Origin of the sequence: Microcoleus sp. B9-D4 (assembly GCF_036705105.1) — a bacterium.
Taxonomy (GTDB): domain Bacteria; phylum Cyanobacteriota; class Cyanobacteriia; order Cyanobacteriales; family Microcoleaceae; genus Microcoleus.
Genome location: NZ_JAUBTS010000062.1, coordinates 11,759 through 27,745, shown reverse-complemented (window position 1 = coordinate 27,745; position 15,987 = coordinate 11,759). Strand labels below are relative to the sequence as shown.

Annotated in this window: 16 protein-coding genes and 1 tRNA gene; 11 read left to right on the top strand and 6 right to left on the bottom strand. The window is 42.6% G+C overall.

What is annotated here, in order from left to right; genetic code table 11:
- Window positions 1-2 precede the first annotated feature (2 nt).
- The 3 genes from QUB24_RS26945 to QUB24_RS26935 form a co-directional block, all read right to left on the bottom strand.
- Window positions 3-152 carry a hypothetical protein gene (locus tag QUB24_RS26945; protein ID WP_333156672.1) on the bottom strand — a complete coding sequence of 50 codons (150 nt, stop codon included), beginning with the start codon at window positions 150-152 and terminating at the stop codon, window positions 3-5.
- A gap of 100 nt (window positions 153-252) precedes the next feature.
- Window positions 253-588 carry a type II toxin-antitoxin system PemK/MazF family toxin gene (locus QUB24_RS26940; RefSeq protein ID WP_333156671.1) on the bottom strand — a complete coding sequence of 112 codons (336 nt, stop codon included), beginning with the start codon at window positions 586-588 and terminating at the stop codon, window positions 253-255.
- Window positions 575-1,042: a hypothetical protein gene (locus tag QUB24_RS26935; protein ID WP_333156670.1), complete on the bottom strand. Its 468-nt coding sequence runs from the start codon at window positions 1,040-1,042 to the stop codon at window positions 575-577. Before QUB24_RS26935 ends, QUB24_RS26940 begins: the two co-directional genes overlap by 14 nt.
- A 28-nt stretch (window positions 1,043-1,070) precedes the next feature.
- On the opposite strand from QUB24_RS26935, the gene QUB24_RS26930 reads away from it, so the two are divergent.
- The 6 genes from QUB24_RS26930 to QUB24_RS26905 all read left to right on the top strand — a co-directional run bounded on the left by QUB24_RS26930 (window position 1,071) and on the right by QUB24_RS26905 (window position 3,298).
- A complete protein-coding gene (locus QUB24_RS26930; RefSeq protein ID WP_333058269.1) occupies window positions 1,071-1,364 on the top strand; it encodes a hypothetical protein in 294 nt (97 codons plus the stop codon).
- Window positions 1,364-1,717 carry a type II toxin-antitoxin system PemK/MazF family toxin gene (locus QUB24_RS26925; RefSeq protein WP_333156669.1) on the top strand — a complete coding sequence of 118 codons (354 nt, stop codon included), beginning with the start codon at window positions 1,364-1,366 and terminating at the stop codon, window positions 1,715-1,717. Before QUB24_RS26930 ends, QUB24_RS26925 begins: the two co-directional genes overlap by 1 nt.
- Before the next feature lie 236 nt (window positions 1,718-1,953).
- Complete coding sequence (locus tag QUB24_RS26920; RefSeq protein ID WP_106332426.1) at window positions 1,954-2,202, top strand: DUF4160 domain-containing protein; 249 nt, start codon at window positions 1,954-1,956, stop codon at window positions 2,200-2,202.
- A 7-nt stretch (window positions 2,203-2,209) separates the two neighbouring features.
- Window positions 2,210-2,512 carry a DUF2442 domain-containing protein gene (locus QUB24_RS26915; protein ID WP_333156668.1) on the top strand — a complete coding sequence of 101 codons (303 nt, stop codon included), beginning with the start codon at window positions 2,210-2,212 and terminating at the stop codon, window positions 2,510-2,512.
- A gap of 158 nt (window positions 2,513-2,670) precedes the next feature.
- A complete protein-coding gene (locus QUB24_RS26910; RefSeq protein WP_333156667.1) occupies window positions 2,671-3,051 on the top strand; it encodes an endonuclease domain-containing protein in 381 nt (126 codons plus the stop codon).
- Between the two features lie 121 nt (window positions 3,052-3,172).
- A complete protein-coding gene (locus tag QUB24_RS26905) occupies window positions 3,173-3,298 on the top strand; it encodes a hypothetical protein (RefSeq protein WP_333156666.1) in 126 nt (41 codons plus the stop codon).
- Window positions 3,299-3,322: 24 nt separating this feature from the next.
- Here QUB24_RS26905 and QUB24_RS26900 read toward each other — a convergent pair whose 3' ends face one another.
- Window positions 3,323-8,728 carry a S8 family serine peptidase gene (locus QUB24_RS26900; RefSeq protein WP_333156665.1) on the bottom strand — a complete coding sequence of 1,802 codons (5,406 nt, stop codon included), beginning with the start codon at window positions 8,726-8,728 and terminating at the stop codon, window positions 3,323-3,325.
- 978 nt (window positions 8,729-9,706) lie between these two features.
- Here QUB24_RS26900 and QUB24_RS26895 point away from each other — a divergent pair.
- The 5 genes from QUB24_RS26895 (at window position 9,707) to QUB24_RS26875 (ending at window position 13,070) form a co-directional block, all read left to right on the top strand.
- A complete protein-coding gene (locus QUB24_RS26895; protein ID WP_333156664.1) occupies window positions 9,707-10,735 on the top strand; it encodes a site-2 protease family protein in 1,029 nt (342 codons plus the stop codon).
- Window positions 10,736-10,909: 174 nt separating this feature from the next.
- Window positions 10,910-11,587 (top strand): PEP-CTERM sorting domain-containing protein, encoded by a 678-nt coding sequence (locus QUB24_RS26890; RefSeq protein WP_333156663.1) that lies wholly within the window; start codon window positions 10,910-10,912, stop codon window positions 11,585-11,587.
- Between the two features lie 158 nt (window positions 11,588-11,745).
- Window positions 11,746-11,827 (top strand) — tRNA-Leu (locus QUB24_RS26885).
- 73 nt (window positions 11,828-11,900) lie between these two features.
- Window positions 11,901-12,683: an RNA methyltransferase gene (locus tag QUB24_RS26880; protein ID WP_333156662.1), complete on the top strand. Its 783-nt coding sequence runs from the start codon at window positions 11,901-11,903 to the stop codon at window positions 12,681-12,683.
- Window positions 12,684-12,809: 126 nt separating this feature from the next.
- Complete coding sequence (locus tag QUB24_RS26875; RefSeq protein WP_333156661.1) at window positions 12,810-13,070, top strand: hypothetical protein; 261 nt, start codon at window positions 12,810-12,812, stop codon at window positions 13,068-13,070.
- Here QUB24_RS26875 and QUB24_RS26870 read toward each other — a convergent pair.
- Window positions 13,048-14,214 (bottom strand): hypothetical protein, encoded by a 1,167-nt coding sequence (locus QUB24_RS26870; protein WP_333156660.1) that lies wholly within the window; start codon window positions 14,212-14,214, stop codon window positions 13,048-13,050. The genes QUB24_RS26875 and QUB24_RS26870 overlap by 23 nt on opposite strands.
- Window positions 14,180-15,835: an MBOAT family O-acyltransferase gene (locus QUB24_RS26865; protein WP_333156659.1), complete on the bottom strand. Its 1,656-nt coding sequence runs from the start codon at window positions 15,833-15,835 to the stop codon at window positions 14,180-14,182. The genes QUB24_RS26870 and QUB24_RS26865 overlap by 35 nt, the downstream gene beginning before the upstream one ends.
- Window positions 15,836-15,987 lie beyond the last annotated feature (152 nt).

The following is a 15,987-nucleotide window of genomic DNA, read 5'->3' as shown; positions in this document are numbered from 1 at the left end:
AGCTATCCCGCATCTAAATTGTATTTTGGTGCGGGTAGGAGCAACAGTCTCGATCCCCCTAAATCCCTCTTAAGAAGGGGGACTTTGAGTGAGGATAGTTGAATGGCTTGCTCGATGCGATCGAGGTCATGAGATAAAATATTAGGCAGCATAGTTCAGTCGTTGCGCTAGTTGCTGATGCAGCCCTTGGTTGAGAAAAAGGAGTAAAGGGATCTCGCCCTTTCATGCCAAAAAAAGCGATCGCCCTTCTCCCTAATTCACAAGATAATCACTCAGAGTTTTTAGTAAGCGTTGATGTCGCTCTGAGGAAATAGCTCCAATAGAACCGATAATTTGATTGCGAGGCAATACAGCTAGGAAACCTAACCGAATTAACGATTGAGACCGTAAACCACTGGCAGCAAAGTCTGAGTCTGAAGGGGAAATAATATCGTCAAAATCTGGAACCTGTTGATGTAGTTGGGTGCTAACACCACAAACTAAAAAATCTCCATAAGGAGGTAGTTCCCTCAGAAGGATGAGTGGACGATTCTTAATTGTCCCGTCAGCTTGAGGAATTGGGGTGAGAACAACATCAGCTTCCTGCATAGTCAGGATTTGGTGTTTTAATTGCATCGAGCGGGTAATCGTCGTTCTGATTGTAGGCATTGTTTAGTTGATGCCTTGACAACCGCAACCAGGCTTCGCGTTCTGCTAATTGTTCCGGGAGGACTGTGACAATGAGTTTTATGTTTGGTTCAAGCTTATAGGGTTCATCTAGCTGAATAGATTGCCCATCAAAATGTGCTGACAAAGAAATAAGCTTCATGGCTTGGATATCTTGAAGGCGAGTGCTTTTAGTAAGTTTATCATATTTTGACGCTCTAGGGACACAGGCTTTGACCCGTTTTTCTACCATTAATTTGCTCCATTCCTCAGAACAACGATCGCCCCTCCTCGAACCAAAAAGCGAGATTCCTCGATCGAGAAAAGCGATCGACCTTTCCATACCAAAAAGAGCGATCGCTAACCCACTGGACGCGAATAGTTGTATAATAGACAAACTAGGCAAGCGCAAAAAGTGAAAACCTATGTCACAGGCAATCCTCAAACAAATTGTTAATCAGCTTGAAATGCTGGAAGTTTTAGAGTTACAGGAACTCGAGCGCGTAATCTGGAAATATCTGGCTGACAAACAGCAAGCTACTCAAAAATATCTACTTCAAAAATCTGCTAATAAAAAACAATTATTTCGAGAATGGGATGACATTTCTGATGAAGAAGCTGCGATACTAAAAGCTGAGTTTGCCGCCGAGGATTTAGCTTTTGCAGAAGTCGCCTTAAGTGATTATCTGCCTCGACTTCAGCAACAGGATAAAATCTGATGCTAGGAGATATTTATTTGGCAGATTTGAATCCTTCTAGAGGGTCAGAACAAACAGGAATTAGACCAGTCATTATTGTACAGCGAGATACATTAGACCGCTTTACTACAACAGTAGTCGTAATTCCGGTAACAAGTAATCTGCGACGTGCTAAAATACCAGGGACAATTATTTTACCGACTGGTGAAGGTGGTTTAACACAAGATTCTGTCGTGCTTTGCTATCAAATAGTAGCGGTAGATAGAGAGCGATTAATCAAAAAATTGGGCACTCTTTCAGCCGATTATGTATCAAGATTACAGGTAGCATTGCAGTATACACTGCAAATGGATGAATTTGAGAATGTAGAATAATATAAAGAGCGATCGCTCTTTTTGACTTATTCCAAAAGGGCGATTGCTCTTATTTGAGAAAGAGGAATTAAGGGATCTCGCACTTTTTGACTTATTCCAAAAGGGATCTCGCACTTTTTGACTTATTCCAAAAGGGATCTCGCTCTAGTTGTCGAGTAGACATGGTTTGGGATAAACTAATATTGTCTCCTTGGCTCGGCTATAATAGTCCTCGTATCATTCTTTAAAAAACCTTTATGCCAGAAGTTGCACGATTTTACGGAATAATCATCAAAATTTTCTTTGGGGATCACCCACCTCCTCATTTTCACGCAGTTTACGGTGAGTACAACGCTTTGATCGGTATTGAGTCTTTAGAAATTATAGAAGGAGATTTACCGAATCGGGCCCAAAAGCTGGTAATAGAATGGGCTACGTTGTACCAGAAAGAACTGCTGGATATGTGGAATAGCCAAGAATTTAGTAAACTTCCACCATTAAAATAACTCCGATATGTTTATGATACCTGAACGCATTGTTTCTGCTAAAGCTATTGACGATCGCACATTGATGGTTAAGTTTACCAATCTAGAATATAAAAAATACGACATCTCTAAGTTATTAGATAATCCGATGTTTACGACCTTAAGTAATCCTGTGTTTTTCAGAAATTTTACAGTTGAACCTGGTGGTTATGCACTGGTTTGGAATGATGAGATAGATATCAGTGAATATGAACTTTGGCAGAATGGAATTAGTTGCACAGAGGAGGAAATTGAGCGATATATTGAATCTATTCATCATGTTGCTCGCTGAGAAATAATGCCCGATTTTTCTGAGCGATCGCCCTTTCGATGCCAAAAGGGCGATCGCCCTCCCCATCCCAAACAAGCGATCGCTCCTTCTACTATAATTTCCATTAACATCTTGTCCCCCCCTTCTTAAGGGGGGTTAGGGGGGATCGTACCAGAATCATGCCACAATTAAACGACTCCACATTCCACCTACCATACAATCCAAAACTCATCCCCATCGCCAAGGAACTGCGGAAAAATCCAACTCCTGCGGAAAAGAAACTTTGGCAGGATTTTCTGAGAAATTTCCCTTTGCGAGTTTTGAGACAGCGCCCGATCGACAATTTTATCGTAGACTTTTATTGTGCGGCTTTACTGTTAGTAATTGAGATTGATGGGGAGAGTCATTTTACGGAACAAGGGAAACTATATGATGCAGAAAGAACCTGGATTTTAGAGGGGTATGGATTGAAGGTTGTCAGGTTTACGAATGTTGAGGTGTTGCAGAGTTTTGAGGGGGTTTGTGGGGAGTTGTTGGGTTTGATTGAGGGTGATTGTTGAGGCTAGATCCCCCCTAGCCCCCCTTAAGAAGGGGGGGACATGAGGGAGGAGAGTTGAATGGATGGCTGGAGGCGATCGAGGCGATCGGATAAAATATTAGGCTGCATAATTTAATTGTACTATGGAAAAGTTGACTCTATATCGATCGATCGCGCGATTCGTAAAAAAAGTGATCGACCTTTCCATGCCAAAAGAGCGATCGACCTTTCGCAAACCCTATCTCATAAAAGCGATCGCTGCTGAATAGGAATGGACGAGCGACTTCCAAGAATTAATTGTTCTGGGAATTTGCTTGTAAATATTGGTCTAGAATAGCTTTTTCGTCCTCGTCAGATGCAGTTTTTGTGTAGGTAGCGTTCTTAGCAATTGCATCTATGATATGGTCTGGTAAACTTTTTGATAATGCTGCATCCTGAACTTTTTCTTCGTTCCACAGATATGTGATATCTGCCCATGCTTTTGCCAGGTTTTTAGAAGAATCTTCGGCAAACTTTTTAGAATAACCTTCTCTAATAATTCGTGCAATGTCATCACCTAGCATACAATCAGTTAAAAGCTTAAATACGTCAACAAGCAAACCAGGGGTCTTTGCTCCTGCTTCACCTAAAACTCTTCCCGCTTCTTCAAGCTCTTGGAAAGTTATTGCTTTGTTTGTTTGATTAATAAAATCAATAACGTGATTAATAATTTCAATCAAATCATAAACAGACTTTCTTGCCTCTAGTATTCTTTTTATTTTAACGGAAACCAGTGCAGCTTGTGCCAAAAATACCACCCATCTACTTTCTCTAGCAACAGGGATAGCTTGAATACCTGCTTCAATTGCTAATCCCAATAGTATATCAACTGCATAATTAACAATTTCCTTCGCAAACTCTGTAGCAAATAAGCCCGGAAAATTTTTGTTTGCGAACCTAATTGCATAGTCGAATTTGCTATAAGAATCGCTAAAGTTTATAGATTGTGGCAATGGCTCATATGTACTTATAACTACTAGCCCCAATTGACCCAATTTGACATTGATATTATTTGGGCTTGCAAAAGTTTGAGTTAGACCAGCTTGATTTGCAGCATCTATCTTAAGTGGATAGGTTCCTGGCGGGAAGTTATTAGGAATTTGAATGCTGACAATATACTTTTCACCCGTATCTGTTATATATGCTTTAACCTGCATATCATTAAGATAGAACGACATATCCTTCAAATTTGTGTTGGATTCCAACGAAAACTCAATCAACCCTCCAGGGAGAACATTGGTGCTGCGATCTTCGGCATTGCTAACTGTGCCGATAGTGACAACAGGAGGTTGTATCACACCTGGAATAGGTGAATAAGAGTTATTTGCACTATTAGGTTGCTGATTTCCAAATAGTCCTTCAGGGTTGCCATAAATTACACCACTCGGCACCCAGTCATCTGTTCCTGCAATTCTGAACCAGCGTTTATCGGAAGTTCCTAATTTGTAATCCTTTACTGATTCTCCATAAGTCCAAGCATCAAAGTTAATCCTATCCCCATATTTCTTAATTAGCGAAACATTTCCCAAAGAGCCAAAAGTCGGCTCTTGGCGTGGGAGAATCCCATCAGGGTGCATCACCGAACCTATGAAATTAACCAGATTAATTGCTGGGTTATTATTTGACTGAGATTGATTATTAGCAGGAGGATTAACATTACTTCCGGCACTGCTGCTAGAAGAGTCAGGAAATAATGGGTTATTATAGCTGTAGGTAACATTTCCAGTATTAACTATCCCCGGTGCTGTTAGATTCACCACCAAGCGGTAGTTCGTATCATTCCCACTCCCCGGAACCACTTTCACATAATAATCACCAGCGGCTAAGTCTGCCTTGTATATAGGGTTATTCTCTGTAAAAGTCACCAATTGCTTATTGGCATCATACAACTCTACTTTTACACCAGCCGGATTATCACTCTCGAATAACCGAGGAGCAAGCTGTAAAACGCGAGAGTCTTTAATCGTAAACTTGTAATAGTCAGAACCATCGCGGGTTGCTCCTACAAAGTCCTCATATTCTTTTCGCTGACCCGTCAAATCACCTAAATTACGAACCCTGTTCCAATCTTCACCTGCTTGGTCAAGCTGTACCGCAAGATTGTAAGGAGTATCGCCTTGAACCTGTTCCACTCCGACAAAATAAAGCCCTTCTGCTAATCCATTAATTTCAAGGGGACTATTTTGAGTAGAATTAAATAGCTGCTCTTTGACTGGTTGATTGTTTACATCATACACAACTACTTTAGCTGTGGCATTAGGAGCTAAATCATTCAAGCCGAGCCGTAAAATGTTAGGAGACTGACTGCCCAGATTATTAATATTCAAGCGGTAGCGGTCATTGTCATACGCATTGGTACTTGATTTTTTAGCTGGATTGCTACTGCTTAAGTTTCCACTAATCACAGTCCGACCCGTGAAAGTTCCCAAAAACGGATTAGACTCACCTTTAAAATTATTCGGATTGGCATCATTCAAAGTCTTCGCCAGATTTAGTACCATTGTGTAATCAGTATCCGCAGTGGCACTTCCCTTGTTCACTTCCACATAATAGTTGCCAGTGTCGAGAGTTTCTGACCATAATTTGTCAAATCCTTGACCCGCTGCTGGGGCTTCTCTTATCAAGGACTTGCTTGCATTTGGGTTTACTTTATAAAGTTTTAAACTAGCATCGGCACCCAAATTTCTAAGAGCCAAATTTAGCAAACTGCGGTCTTTAACTGCGAAATAGTAGCCGTCAGTATTATCTCCTGTACGCAGGCGACCTTTGTATTCATATCTGCCAATAAATTCACCCAACTGCCGATTTGCATCAGGTATAACTTGAGTCGGCTTTCCAAGTGTTTCAACTGTAGCAACTGAAGAGCTAGAACCCTTACCATACCAAGTCTTATACCCAGTCGGTTGAATAGTCAGATAGCCATTGGTGTAGTAGTGGGTTGTGACACCATTACTTATGGCTGTGTATTGGAAATTTCCCGCATTCAGAGGTACTCCTCCTTGACCCGGCTGAGGTGCAACTGGCGGCTCAACAGGAGACGCACCAATATTGACAGATCCGCCACCTGTATTGGGTACAGGAGACGCGCCAATACTCACAGATCCGCCACCTGTATTAGTTACAGGAGATGAGCCAATACTCACAGATGAACCCCCAGACTGAGGCGTTCCAGAAGTAGCAACTGGAGTCGCGTCTAGTTTCAGTTCGTAGTTAGCATTCGCATTGTTGCTGGAAAAAACCTGTACATAGTATGTGCCAGGATTGACCGTATTAAATATAACGTCAGACAGATTTGTACCACTGGGATTGTATGTCTTATCAATTTCCTTGCCTTGAGCATCCAGTAGTTTAATATCCGAATTGCCTTGTAACCTCTTAAGGTAAAGAGCTACTTCGCTCGGTTGACTAACATCAAATCGGTAGAAATCGCTTTTATCAATCCCGCCAATTGAATCAGAAAACTTTATCTGATTACTGCTTAACTTACCAATATTTCGAGCTGTAGCTAGACTTCCATCGGGGTCAGTGACAAGTGGAGTAACGGAACCTTTTAATGGTACTGTTGTCTTGACATAAATCTTATATCGTCCTTTGTTCAAATTTAGATTTAGGTCGATCGGCTGACTTCCATCTGTTGAGTATGTGGTAATTGACTCCGACTGGTCTCCTGAACCCAAAAGTTTCCTAATTTCTATATCGGCATAACCGATATTTGATTGCGAGTTTAACGTGAACTTAACAGGCTCATTTACCTCGATTCCATATTGATAAGACTGATTATTACTGACTACTGGTACATTCAATTCTGGAGAAGTGGGTGCAGACGTAAACATCCCACTGATATTATTTTGAAGTGAGATTCTAAACTGAGCAGAACCCGAAAATGCAGAAGAGCGATCGGGAATCAATTCAGTAGTTAAGCCATAATTCTTAATGCTAGTATCCTGTCCAGAAGCCACCTTAACTGCATAAGTTCCTGCATCAAGAAATACGGCTGCTGTCTTAGAAGTAGGAGTTTGCACTTTCGTTGAACCGAAAGTTTCATCGCCAATAGTAACACCCACGGAGTTAAAAACGCCTGAAGGCTCGCCCGGTATAAATTCAAAACCACCCGGCTTGCCATCAGGTTTGACTACACTGATAAGAGGTAATTGGGTACTGCCATTTGTTCGATTAACCGTGTAGCGGAAATACCCAGGCTCAGTCACAGTAAATGTATGATAGAGTGCCGGTTGAGCCGGACTAACTATGCCACTATCTGTGAAATTAGGTGACAGTTGCAAGGGTGCTGTATTAAACGATGTTCCTCCTTGCGCCGCCCGTTCCTCCGGCGTCACTATCCCTTCCCCACTCCAAGTATCAGGCGTCACCCACGGAGTTGGCTGATAAACTTCCGGCTGCGTCTTCTTCGCCAAATCCACCGCCGCCAGCGTATTCAAAAACCCAAAACCCGTCTCATCATCCCATCCAATCGGTCCCAAATCCCTCGCCGTTTTCTCCAAAATTTCCATCACTTGGCGATAGTTCAAAGCAGGATTTGCCGCCCAAACCAAAGAAGCCGCACCCGCAACTTTAGCAGTCGCTACCGAAGTTCCGGCCATCGTGCCCAAATCATTTCCCACAGTCGATAAACCGGGGTGTTCAGTCGTGCCGCCATCCGCCAAAATATCCAAACCGCGACCGTAACTAGAATAGATCGATCGCCCGTTAATATCCCCAGCCCCAACTGTAAAAATATTGTCAAATTCCTGAGAAGCTTGACCCAAAACAGACATCACACCGCCGTCGTTACCCGCCGCCACTACCAGCATTACCCCATTTTGCCGCGCATATTCGATCGCACTTCTTTCTTGCGGAGTCAACTCATAGCGCGTTGTCACACTCCCGTCAGCATTCTTCTGAGTCAAATCCAAACTGAGATTCGCGATCGCATTTTTCTGTCCAGAAGCCTTCGCAGCATCCACAAACTCTACCAAAGAATCAGCCCATCTCCCAGAATCGATCGCCCTTCCCACCCACTTCGGCGCAGTCTTATTAATTGCATCAATAATCCCCAACATAAAAGTACCGTGCTCGCTACCTTCCCCAGGCTTCAGCAACGGATTGTCATCCCCGCCCACATAATCGCGGCCCTTCTTAATATTCGCGTAATTCAAATAAGGACTATCCGCACTCACACCAGTATCAATCGACCCCAACAACGGCTGATCAGCCAAAGGAAAATCTAGCAATTGACGGATTGCATTCGGATTGTTAGGATTCGGCGAATGCGGATCGACAGGAATTACAGCAACCGGCAAAGTCTCAAACGCACCGCCCGGATTGTAAGGAGTTTGAGTGGCAATCCCATCATGGTACAGACCCAGCGGGTCAAAATCAATCAGCGGCGGTAAATTGTTAGTTGGTGCTCCATTCGGGTCGATCGGGCAAACACCGCTATCAGCCAAGAAATTAGGTAAATCTAAATCAGACAGCGACAAAGAACCCAATAACTGATGCAGCGCGTCAAAATCTTGCAGCCAACCCCCAACACCCGCACTCGGAGTCACAATTGTTTCTAATCTAAAACTTTTCGGTCGTTTCCGACTCTTTGTTTTACTTGAATTGCCAAAACCTTGAGCCTGTTTGCGTTTTTTGCCACCAAAATTTAGCCAGCCCATAACTTTTGCACCCTGATTAATATGAATTCGATCGCAAGAACTTAATTAAATGCCTTCAGACATTCAACCAAAATCCTTTGTTGACAAAGATTTTTCAATAATCGTCAAAAATTTCTGTTTATTTGAGAATTTACGCAAACTTAACAAATTTTCTGTATAGGCGATCGCTTCACATCTGCCGCGCTTTGCTAACGGTCAGGCGGGCGATCGGACAAATACTTTGTTAATGCGTAATTTCTATAATTTTTTGCTTCTTCACACGATTATCACACACCCAAGTTCTATTTGCGATCGTAAAGTTTGTGTAATTTTTTTCCGGCAACTTAATTATGACTTACGCCTTGCAAAGGGATAGCAATTCCCGCCTCAACCAGAAACATCCGCTACACCCTCCTTTCCCACGCAATGACAGGTTGAAAATGCGTAATTCCTAAAATAGTTAGAATTTACACTTGCTTTTTTTCTGCTTTCTGATAATATAATAACAACGTGAAATTTGGATTAAAGTCTAAAGCTCAAACAAATATCACTAAAGCTTCTTCACAAAATACTTTAATACTTCCCTGCTTCATTAAAACAGGGGCAAACTTAGCCTTAAAACTTTCCATTTTCAGAAAGACTTAGGGCGACTTGAAAATCTCAAAAACCCAGCGGAGAAAACATACAAACACAATTGGGCGATCGATTCAACACAATTCAATAAAAACACCCACTTTGAGTGAAAACTCTTGTCCCCCCCTTCTTAAGGGGGGCTAGGGGGGATCGAGTTTCCGCCTAAAATGCGTAATTCCTAAATTAGTGAAAACTCTTGTCCCCCCGTTCTTAAGGGGGGCTAGGGGGGATCTAGCTTCGGCCTAAAATGCGTAATTCCTAAATTGGGGCTAGGAGAGATAAGTTTTTCCTTCTTCCAACTTCAGTCCATGTGTTACATCCCGTACATTTCTCGTTGCCGAACTTTCTTCTTCCTTCTGCCAAACCATGCAACTAAAATCAGCGGTGCAGTGGATACCTCATCCCGACGGTTATTGGATACTTCGCAATCCCGAAGACATTACCTGTATTCAAGTTGACGACTTTGACAAACAGGTAATTTTGCAATTAAGCCAACAGCCAATAACTAATATTCTCGATGAATACAACCTCGATTTAGAAGACGTGCAAAATCTTTTGAAAGACTTAGCACAAGCAGGAATGCTAGAAGGAACCAAGCCGCCGAAAGCTAAATTCAACCTGCTATCCTTCACAATTCCCCTAGTCAATCCCGATGTTTGGTTATCGCGGCACATCGACAAATTCCGCTGGATTTGGACGTGGGAATTTGGCTTTTTTCTGTGCGCTTTCATCTCTTCATCCGTAGCAGTGTGGTTGGCTTCTGCTGCGGAAGTCGCCGCCTCGCACCAGCAGTTATTGACAGCCGGAAAAATTGACAATGCGATCGAAGTTGTCTTAATGACAATGCTAGTAATAGCGTTGCATGAACTCGGTCACGCTTTCACACTCAAACACTACGGTGGCATAGTTAAAGAAATTGGATTGTTGTTTATGTGTCTCATCCCAGGATGCTATACAGATACAACCGACCAATACAGTTTAGTCCGGCGGAAACAGCGAGTTTTAGTAGTAGCTGCGGGAGTATTGATCCAAGTAACAATTTGGGCAGTTGCTGTTTGGATATGGCTGTTATCTCAAGGAAATTTAGTTTGGCATCAAATTAGTTACTTGTTGATGGTGGCGGCATTGCTGACAGTGGCAATTAACTTGAATCCCTTGAATAGATTTGACGGTTATTATTTCTTAGTGGCAGCAACAGGAATTAACAATCTGCGACAAAGGTCGTTTGATTTTTATGGGAACTTGTTGCGAAGGGAGGAAATTGAGGAAGCAGCGGAAACGCAATGGGTTTTGGCGGCTTACGCGCCTTTGAGTATAGTTTATACTGTTTGGGCGTTTAGTTACTTAATGTCCTTGATTGGAAATTGGGTTTTGTTAAATGTTCCGAGTTTTTAACCACAGATGAATCACACGCAGACACCCGTGCCAAGATTGCTGCGGTAGAAGATTATCTACTCCTTCCTTGTTATTTATTCTTCTTCCTTTGTGACAAAAGCGCTTACGCATCGAAGCGGTTAAACAATACTAATTATTCAAAATGTAACTTTATTCTTGTAGGAGTTGAGCGAAATGAATGTTTATCACAAGTTGGGAATTGTTGGCGGAAGTTTGAGTTGTGCAGTTGTTAGTCAATGTTTTTCTGTACAAGCTGCCACTCTAACTCAAACTTATACTGTGGATCTGGGTTCCCAGCCATTAAATAGTAGCACTAATGTGGTTTTGCCAAAGTTTAATTCGCTTTTAGGAACGCTATTAAGGGCTTATGTTACGGTTAAATCAACTGTTAATAACAGTGTTAGCATTACTCCTTTGACGGGAGATTTTATGGGAACGGCGGCGAGTAATGCAAGTATTGCTCTGAATATTCCGCTGTTAAAAGTTGACCCTAATTTGACTTTAAGTGTGTTAGCCAGTCCGCCGGAAACGAGGATTGCTAATGGCGTTACGGGAAGTGTTAGCGGTTCTGCTTCCGGTACTGTGTCAAAGAGTTATGATTCTCAGCAGTCTCTGAGTGCCTTAAGTGGATGCGATGGAGATACTTTTATCGCAGGTTTGGTGACAACGGGTTTTACTCAAATTCAGGGGACTCCTGTTAGGGGAAGTTTCGACGGTAAGGTTGCGGCTAACACTACAGTTAGTGCAATTTATGAGTATGAACCTGTACCGGAACCGATGACTGCAGTTGGTACGTTTGTGGCTGCTGGAATGGGTTTTTGGTGGAAAAGAAGGGCTTCAAAAAAGGTGTAATATTAATTTGGAGCTCCCCCTAGCCCCCCTTAATTAAGCAGGGTGGATAGGGGGGATATCAAAGTTCTCCCTATTACTCGCAGCCCATAAAAAAATAAATTACCCAAAACACTTGACAGATTCGCGGAGGTATGGCAGAGTAGTAAGTCGTGACCGATGCGGAACTGGCGGAATTGGTAGACGCGCATGATTCAGGTTCATGTGGTGCAAGCCTTCCGGGTTCAAGTCCCGGGTTCCGCATTCCAAAGGCAGACAGAAGTTTGGGGTTAACCCGGTAAAGGCAATAACCCCATTCGCTCTGCTGAATTAAAAAATGTTGACAAGTATTCAAAACCCCCTAGTTAAAGAAATTCGCAAGCTGCACAGCTCGAAAGGACGCAGGGAACAACAATTATTTTTACTCGAAGGGACGCACTTGCTCGAAGAAGCTTGCGCGGCCAAATACCCGCTAGCAACGGTTTGCTGCACTCCCGAATGGCTGGATCAGCACGGGGAACTTTGGGAGCAAGTTGGTAATTTAGCCGATCGCACAGAATTAGTAAGTGCAAAAGTCTTAGAGTCGATCGCCACTACAGTCCAACCCGACGGCATTGTCGCCACCGCACCCCGCACTGCAACAGAGCCCGCAAAATTGTCAACTTTAGGAATAGCCCTAGAAACAATCCAAGATCCCGGCAACTTGGGGGCGATCGTCCGCACGGCTGCGGCTGCTAATGCCGACGGTTTGCTGCTGAGCGCAGACAGCGCCGATTTAGACCATCCCAAAGTGCTGCGCGCCTCAGCAGGAGCTTGGTTTAAGCTGCCAATGGCAGTCAGTCCAGATTTAACCGCCGAAGTCTCCGCGTATAAAAATCGAGGAATGCAAATTTTAGCAACTGTCGCCGGGGCCAGTTTAAGTTATTGGGAAGTAGATTTGCGAGTGCCGACTCTGATAGTTTTGGGGAACGAAGGCTCTGGTTTGTCGGAAGAATTGAGGAGTTTGGCCGATCGACAAATCCAAATTCCCCTGAGTCGTGGCGTAGAATCTTTAAATGTGTCGATCGCCGGAGCCCTCATCTTGTACGAAGCTCAAAGGCAAAGAAGTCAGTCGATTTGAAATTTACTCGCCGTCAGGAATCTGGGACATTGAACCAGGGCTGTTTCATTCTCTGATCCGATCGGCAAAAGTAAAAGCGATCGCGCTATCTGATAAGATTTTTAGCGATCGCTCAAAAAAACATATATGCTGACTCTAATCACTTCTTGTTATCTCCTGATTTTTTTCCTCTTCTGGAAGATACAATTTGCTCAGTTTGAAATGAAAATTGTCCTTCCTAAAATTATGACAACCGTTGATTTAGCACTGGCAGATAATCCTCCAGTCAAACCTATACGTCGGGGATTAACTTCAGGAGTTTCTGCGGTAAGTCTCCTTAAAAATGGTGAGCATTTTGTCACTAATTCTACTGTTCAGTTAACTTCTAGTTTAGTTGAACTCTATTAAAATGCTCATTCACCAACTTTAGCACTTCTTGAGCGATTAATTTGTTGGCTTTTGGGGTAAAGTGTCCATCACCAATAAAGTTACTGAGATCATTAGCAGGAACAATATTATGGTTACTGACATAGGGAATTGAACCATTTTCTAAGGTTGGTTTGAGTGCTTGGAACAAATGATCTTCATATCCACGATCATTAAGAATAAGCACAATTGGCATTTTACCGTCAGCTTTCGCTGTGGCTGCGAAATCGTTAACTATTGCCCTTAAAACTGAAATTTCTGATTCGGCCTTAAACCCTGTTGGACTATGAATTTGATTTGTAAGTGTGAGCTGATGACGTTGTGCTAAAGCTCTGCGAATCAATCGGATAATTACCGAATTATCCAGCCATTTTTTCTGGAATATAAATCCATTAAAAAATTGATCGTGTTCTTTAAGTTGATTAACAAATGCGTTCCACTGTGGCTTATTTTGGAGGGTCGCCCGAAGTTGAGCTAAAGACATGACATTGGGCGATATCGCCTTCAGCTTTCCATCTTCCAAAAAGTATCGTGGGTAGGTGTAAGGTGCTGGTCCTTCAAATTGCCAAGTCATGCCGTTAAGAGTTCTGAGTCCTTTAACGCTAGAAGCTAACAGTCCCAAAATTACTATATCCGCTTGATGCTTACCTCGATCTAAATTGTAGGCAGCGAAGGAGTAATTAGGCGGAGCAGCAGGTCCGGCGATCGCTCTAATCATCAGCCTCGAATCCATTTCCTCCATGGCGGTGCCGACCTGATTGGAAAATGACATACCGTAAATGGCAATTAGCAAATCTTTATCGGAAGTTCGGCTAACGGGTATATTTAACTTCTTCCATAGTTCTGGATCTAACCAGCCAGCAATTGCTATAGGTGAACTTAATTCATCCGTAGAACCGACCATCCGTGAAAGCTTGCCCTCAATAGATCGCCCATATTCAAAATATGTATTGAGTTGCCCTGGAGAAGTTGCTAAAGGATCTGACGGATATGGAAACATAAAATTGATCGAAAAATCGAACATCAATAGGAAGAAAATGATCCACAGTCCGGTGACGAATTTTTTACGCATGGCATTGCTGATAGCTGGTTTAAAATTGAGAATAGATGAACTGTGCAGGGGCATTGCTTTCTCCCATCAATAAAATAATAATGAGTGCTGCATAAAAAGCTGCACGGGCTGGGGTTGGATAACGACGGTAAAAATCGGGATTATCAGTTTGGTAAGCCCACAATTCATAGCCGATCAGTAGTGGAATGCCCAAGATAGCAGGTAATGGGGGTGTAGGCAGACTGAGCGCCAAGTTTCCGAAATCTCCAAACAGAATTTTTGTAAAGGAGATAATCTGACTCAGGGAAGTGGCTTTAAACAACAGCCATCCATAGCAAGTCAGCATAAAAAAGAATAGAGTTGCGACTAATCCTTCTAGAAGTTTGAACTTATTTTTGCTCGGTAGTTGTTTGTTAGTAGTCTTAGGGGTAAAAGCTCGATACACAGACAAAAGCATCCCCTGATAAAATCCCCACAGGATAAAGTTCCATGCTGCCCCATGCCAAAGTCCGCCCAGTACCATTGTTGTCATCAGATTTTGATAAGTTTGGCGCTCGCCTTGACGGTTTCCCCCAAGTGGTATATATACATAATCCCGTAGCCAAGTAGAGAGGCTAATGTGCCAGCGACGCCAAAACTCGCTGGGATCTTTAGAAAAATAGGGCAGATTGAAATTGAGTATTAGTTCTATACCCAACAATTTGGATACACCTCTAGCGATGTCTGAATAACCACTAAAATCGCAATAGATTTGAATGGCGTAGAGGAAAGTTGCTAAAATGATATCAATCCAAGAAACATTTCCGTTAGTCCCATAAATTGCATTGACTGAACCAGCTAATCCATCCGCGATCGCTACTTTCTTCACCAATCCAAATAATATCAGAAACAAACCTTGAACAGATTGCTCAAAACTGATCTTTCGCGGATTTGAAATTTGAGGAAGTAACTGTGAAGCTCGATCTATAGGGCCAGCAAACAAGGGGGGAAAATAAGCCAAGAAGAGAGCAAAGTCTAAAAATTGGTGTGATGCTTTCAGTTTGCCTCGATAAATGTCGCAAGCGTAGCTGATGGCTTTAAAAGTGTAAAACGAGATGCCTAGAGGCAGAATGATGTTTAAATGCAATAAGTTGCTATGAATCCCCAGGGTATGAATTACTCTTTCAGCACTGGTAATAAAGAAATTGAAGTATTTAAAGAAGCCTAAAAGTGCCAAGTTACTGCCTACACAGAGCCACAGGAACAAATGGCGGCGCTGTTTTTCCTCAAGAGCGGTGAATTGGGGATACAGCAGGTTAGCAATTGCTACAACTACCAGGGCCGCCATTAATATCAACCAGCCGGAAAAAGAAGCAGGTAATAGTTGTGTCCATTGTACTGACACCGCTATGGGTGCTATACTTACCTGAAGGGCATTCCATTGAACTGTATTAAATAACAACGCCCCTAATACAACTGACAAAGAAACAATCCTGCGGTTAGAAGATTCTAATCGACCAGTATCAATCATTGCCCCGCAGTAGAAGTCAATTGCGGTGGAAAGAAGCATTAAAAACAGGAAATTAACATTCCACCAGCCGTAGAATACATAGCTACCAATCAGCAACACCAAGTTTTGACTGCGGAAAGGAAGGATGCGGTACAAGATATACGTAACTAGAAAAAAGACTAGGAATTCAATTGAGTTAAATGTCACTTATTCTCCACCTGAGTATTTGCAAAAAGTAGCTACTTTTATCTCTTGTGTATGTTAGTCGAGATGAGCGATAAATTATCCTATAAACCGGGGTAATAGGAGAAGGAAGAAATCACTCGCTAAACCTAAGAGGGTGTTTGAAAAGTCGGACA

Coding starts and splice junctions, on each gene's coding strand:
- QUB24_RS26945 (WP_333156672.1), bottom strand. CDS start 152: ATGCTGCCTAATATTTTATCTCATGACCTCGATCGCATCGAGCAAGCC.
- QUB24_RS26905 (WP_333156666.1), top strand. CDS start 3,173: ATGGAAAAGTTGACTCTATATCGATCGATCGCGCGATTCGTAAAAAAA.
- QUB24_RS26880 (WP_333156662.1), top strand. CDS start 11,901: ATGTTGACAAGTATTCAAAACCCCCTAGTTAAAGAAATTCGCAAGCTG.
- QUB24_RS26930 (WP_333058269.1), top strand. CDS start 1,071: ATGTCACAGGCAATCCTCAAACAAATTGTTAATCAGCTTGAAATGCTG.
- QUB24_RS26910 (WP_333156667.1), top strand. CDS start 2,671: ATGCCACAATTAAACGACTCCACATTCCACCTACCATACAATCCAAAA.
- QUB24_RS26870 (WP_333156660.1), bottom strand. CDS start 14,214: ATGCCCCTGCACAGTTCATCTATTCTCAATTTTAAACCAGCTATCAGC.
- QUB24_RS26900 (WP_333156665.1), bottom strand. CDS start 8,728: ATGGGCTGGCTAAATTTTGGTGGCAAAAAACGCAAACAGGCTCAAGGT.
- QUB24_RS26925 (WP_333156669.1), top strand. CDS start 1,364: ATGCTAGGAGATATTTATTTGGCAGATTTGAATCCTTCTAGAGGGTCA.
- QUB24_RS26915 (WP_333156668.1), top strand. CDS start 2,210: ATGTTTATGATACCTGAACGCATTGTTTCTGCTAAAGCTATTGACGAT.
- QUB24_RS26920 (WP_106332426.1), top strand. CDS start 1,954: ATGCCAGAAGTTGCACGATTTTACGGAATAATCATCAAAATTTTCTTT.
- QUB24_RS26940 (WP_333156671.1), bottom strand. CDS start 588: ATGCAGGAAGCTGATGTTGTTCTCACCCCAATTCCTCAAGCTGACGGG.
- QUB24_RS26890 (WP_333156663.1), top strand. CDS start 10,910: ATGAATGTTTATCACAAGTTGGGAATTGTTGGCGGAAGTTTGAGTTGT.
- QUB24_RS26875 (WP_333156661.1), top strand. CDS start 12,810: ATGCTGACTCTAATCACTTCTTGTTATCTCCTGATTTTTTTCCTCTTC.
- QUB24_RS26895 (WP_333156664.1), top strand. CDS start 9,707: ATGCAACTAAAATCAGCGGTGCAGTGGATACCTCATCCCGACGGTTAT.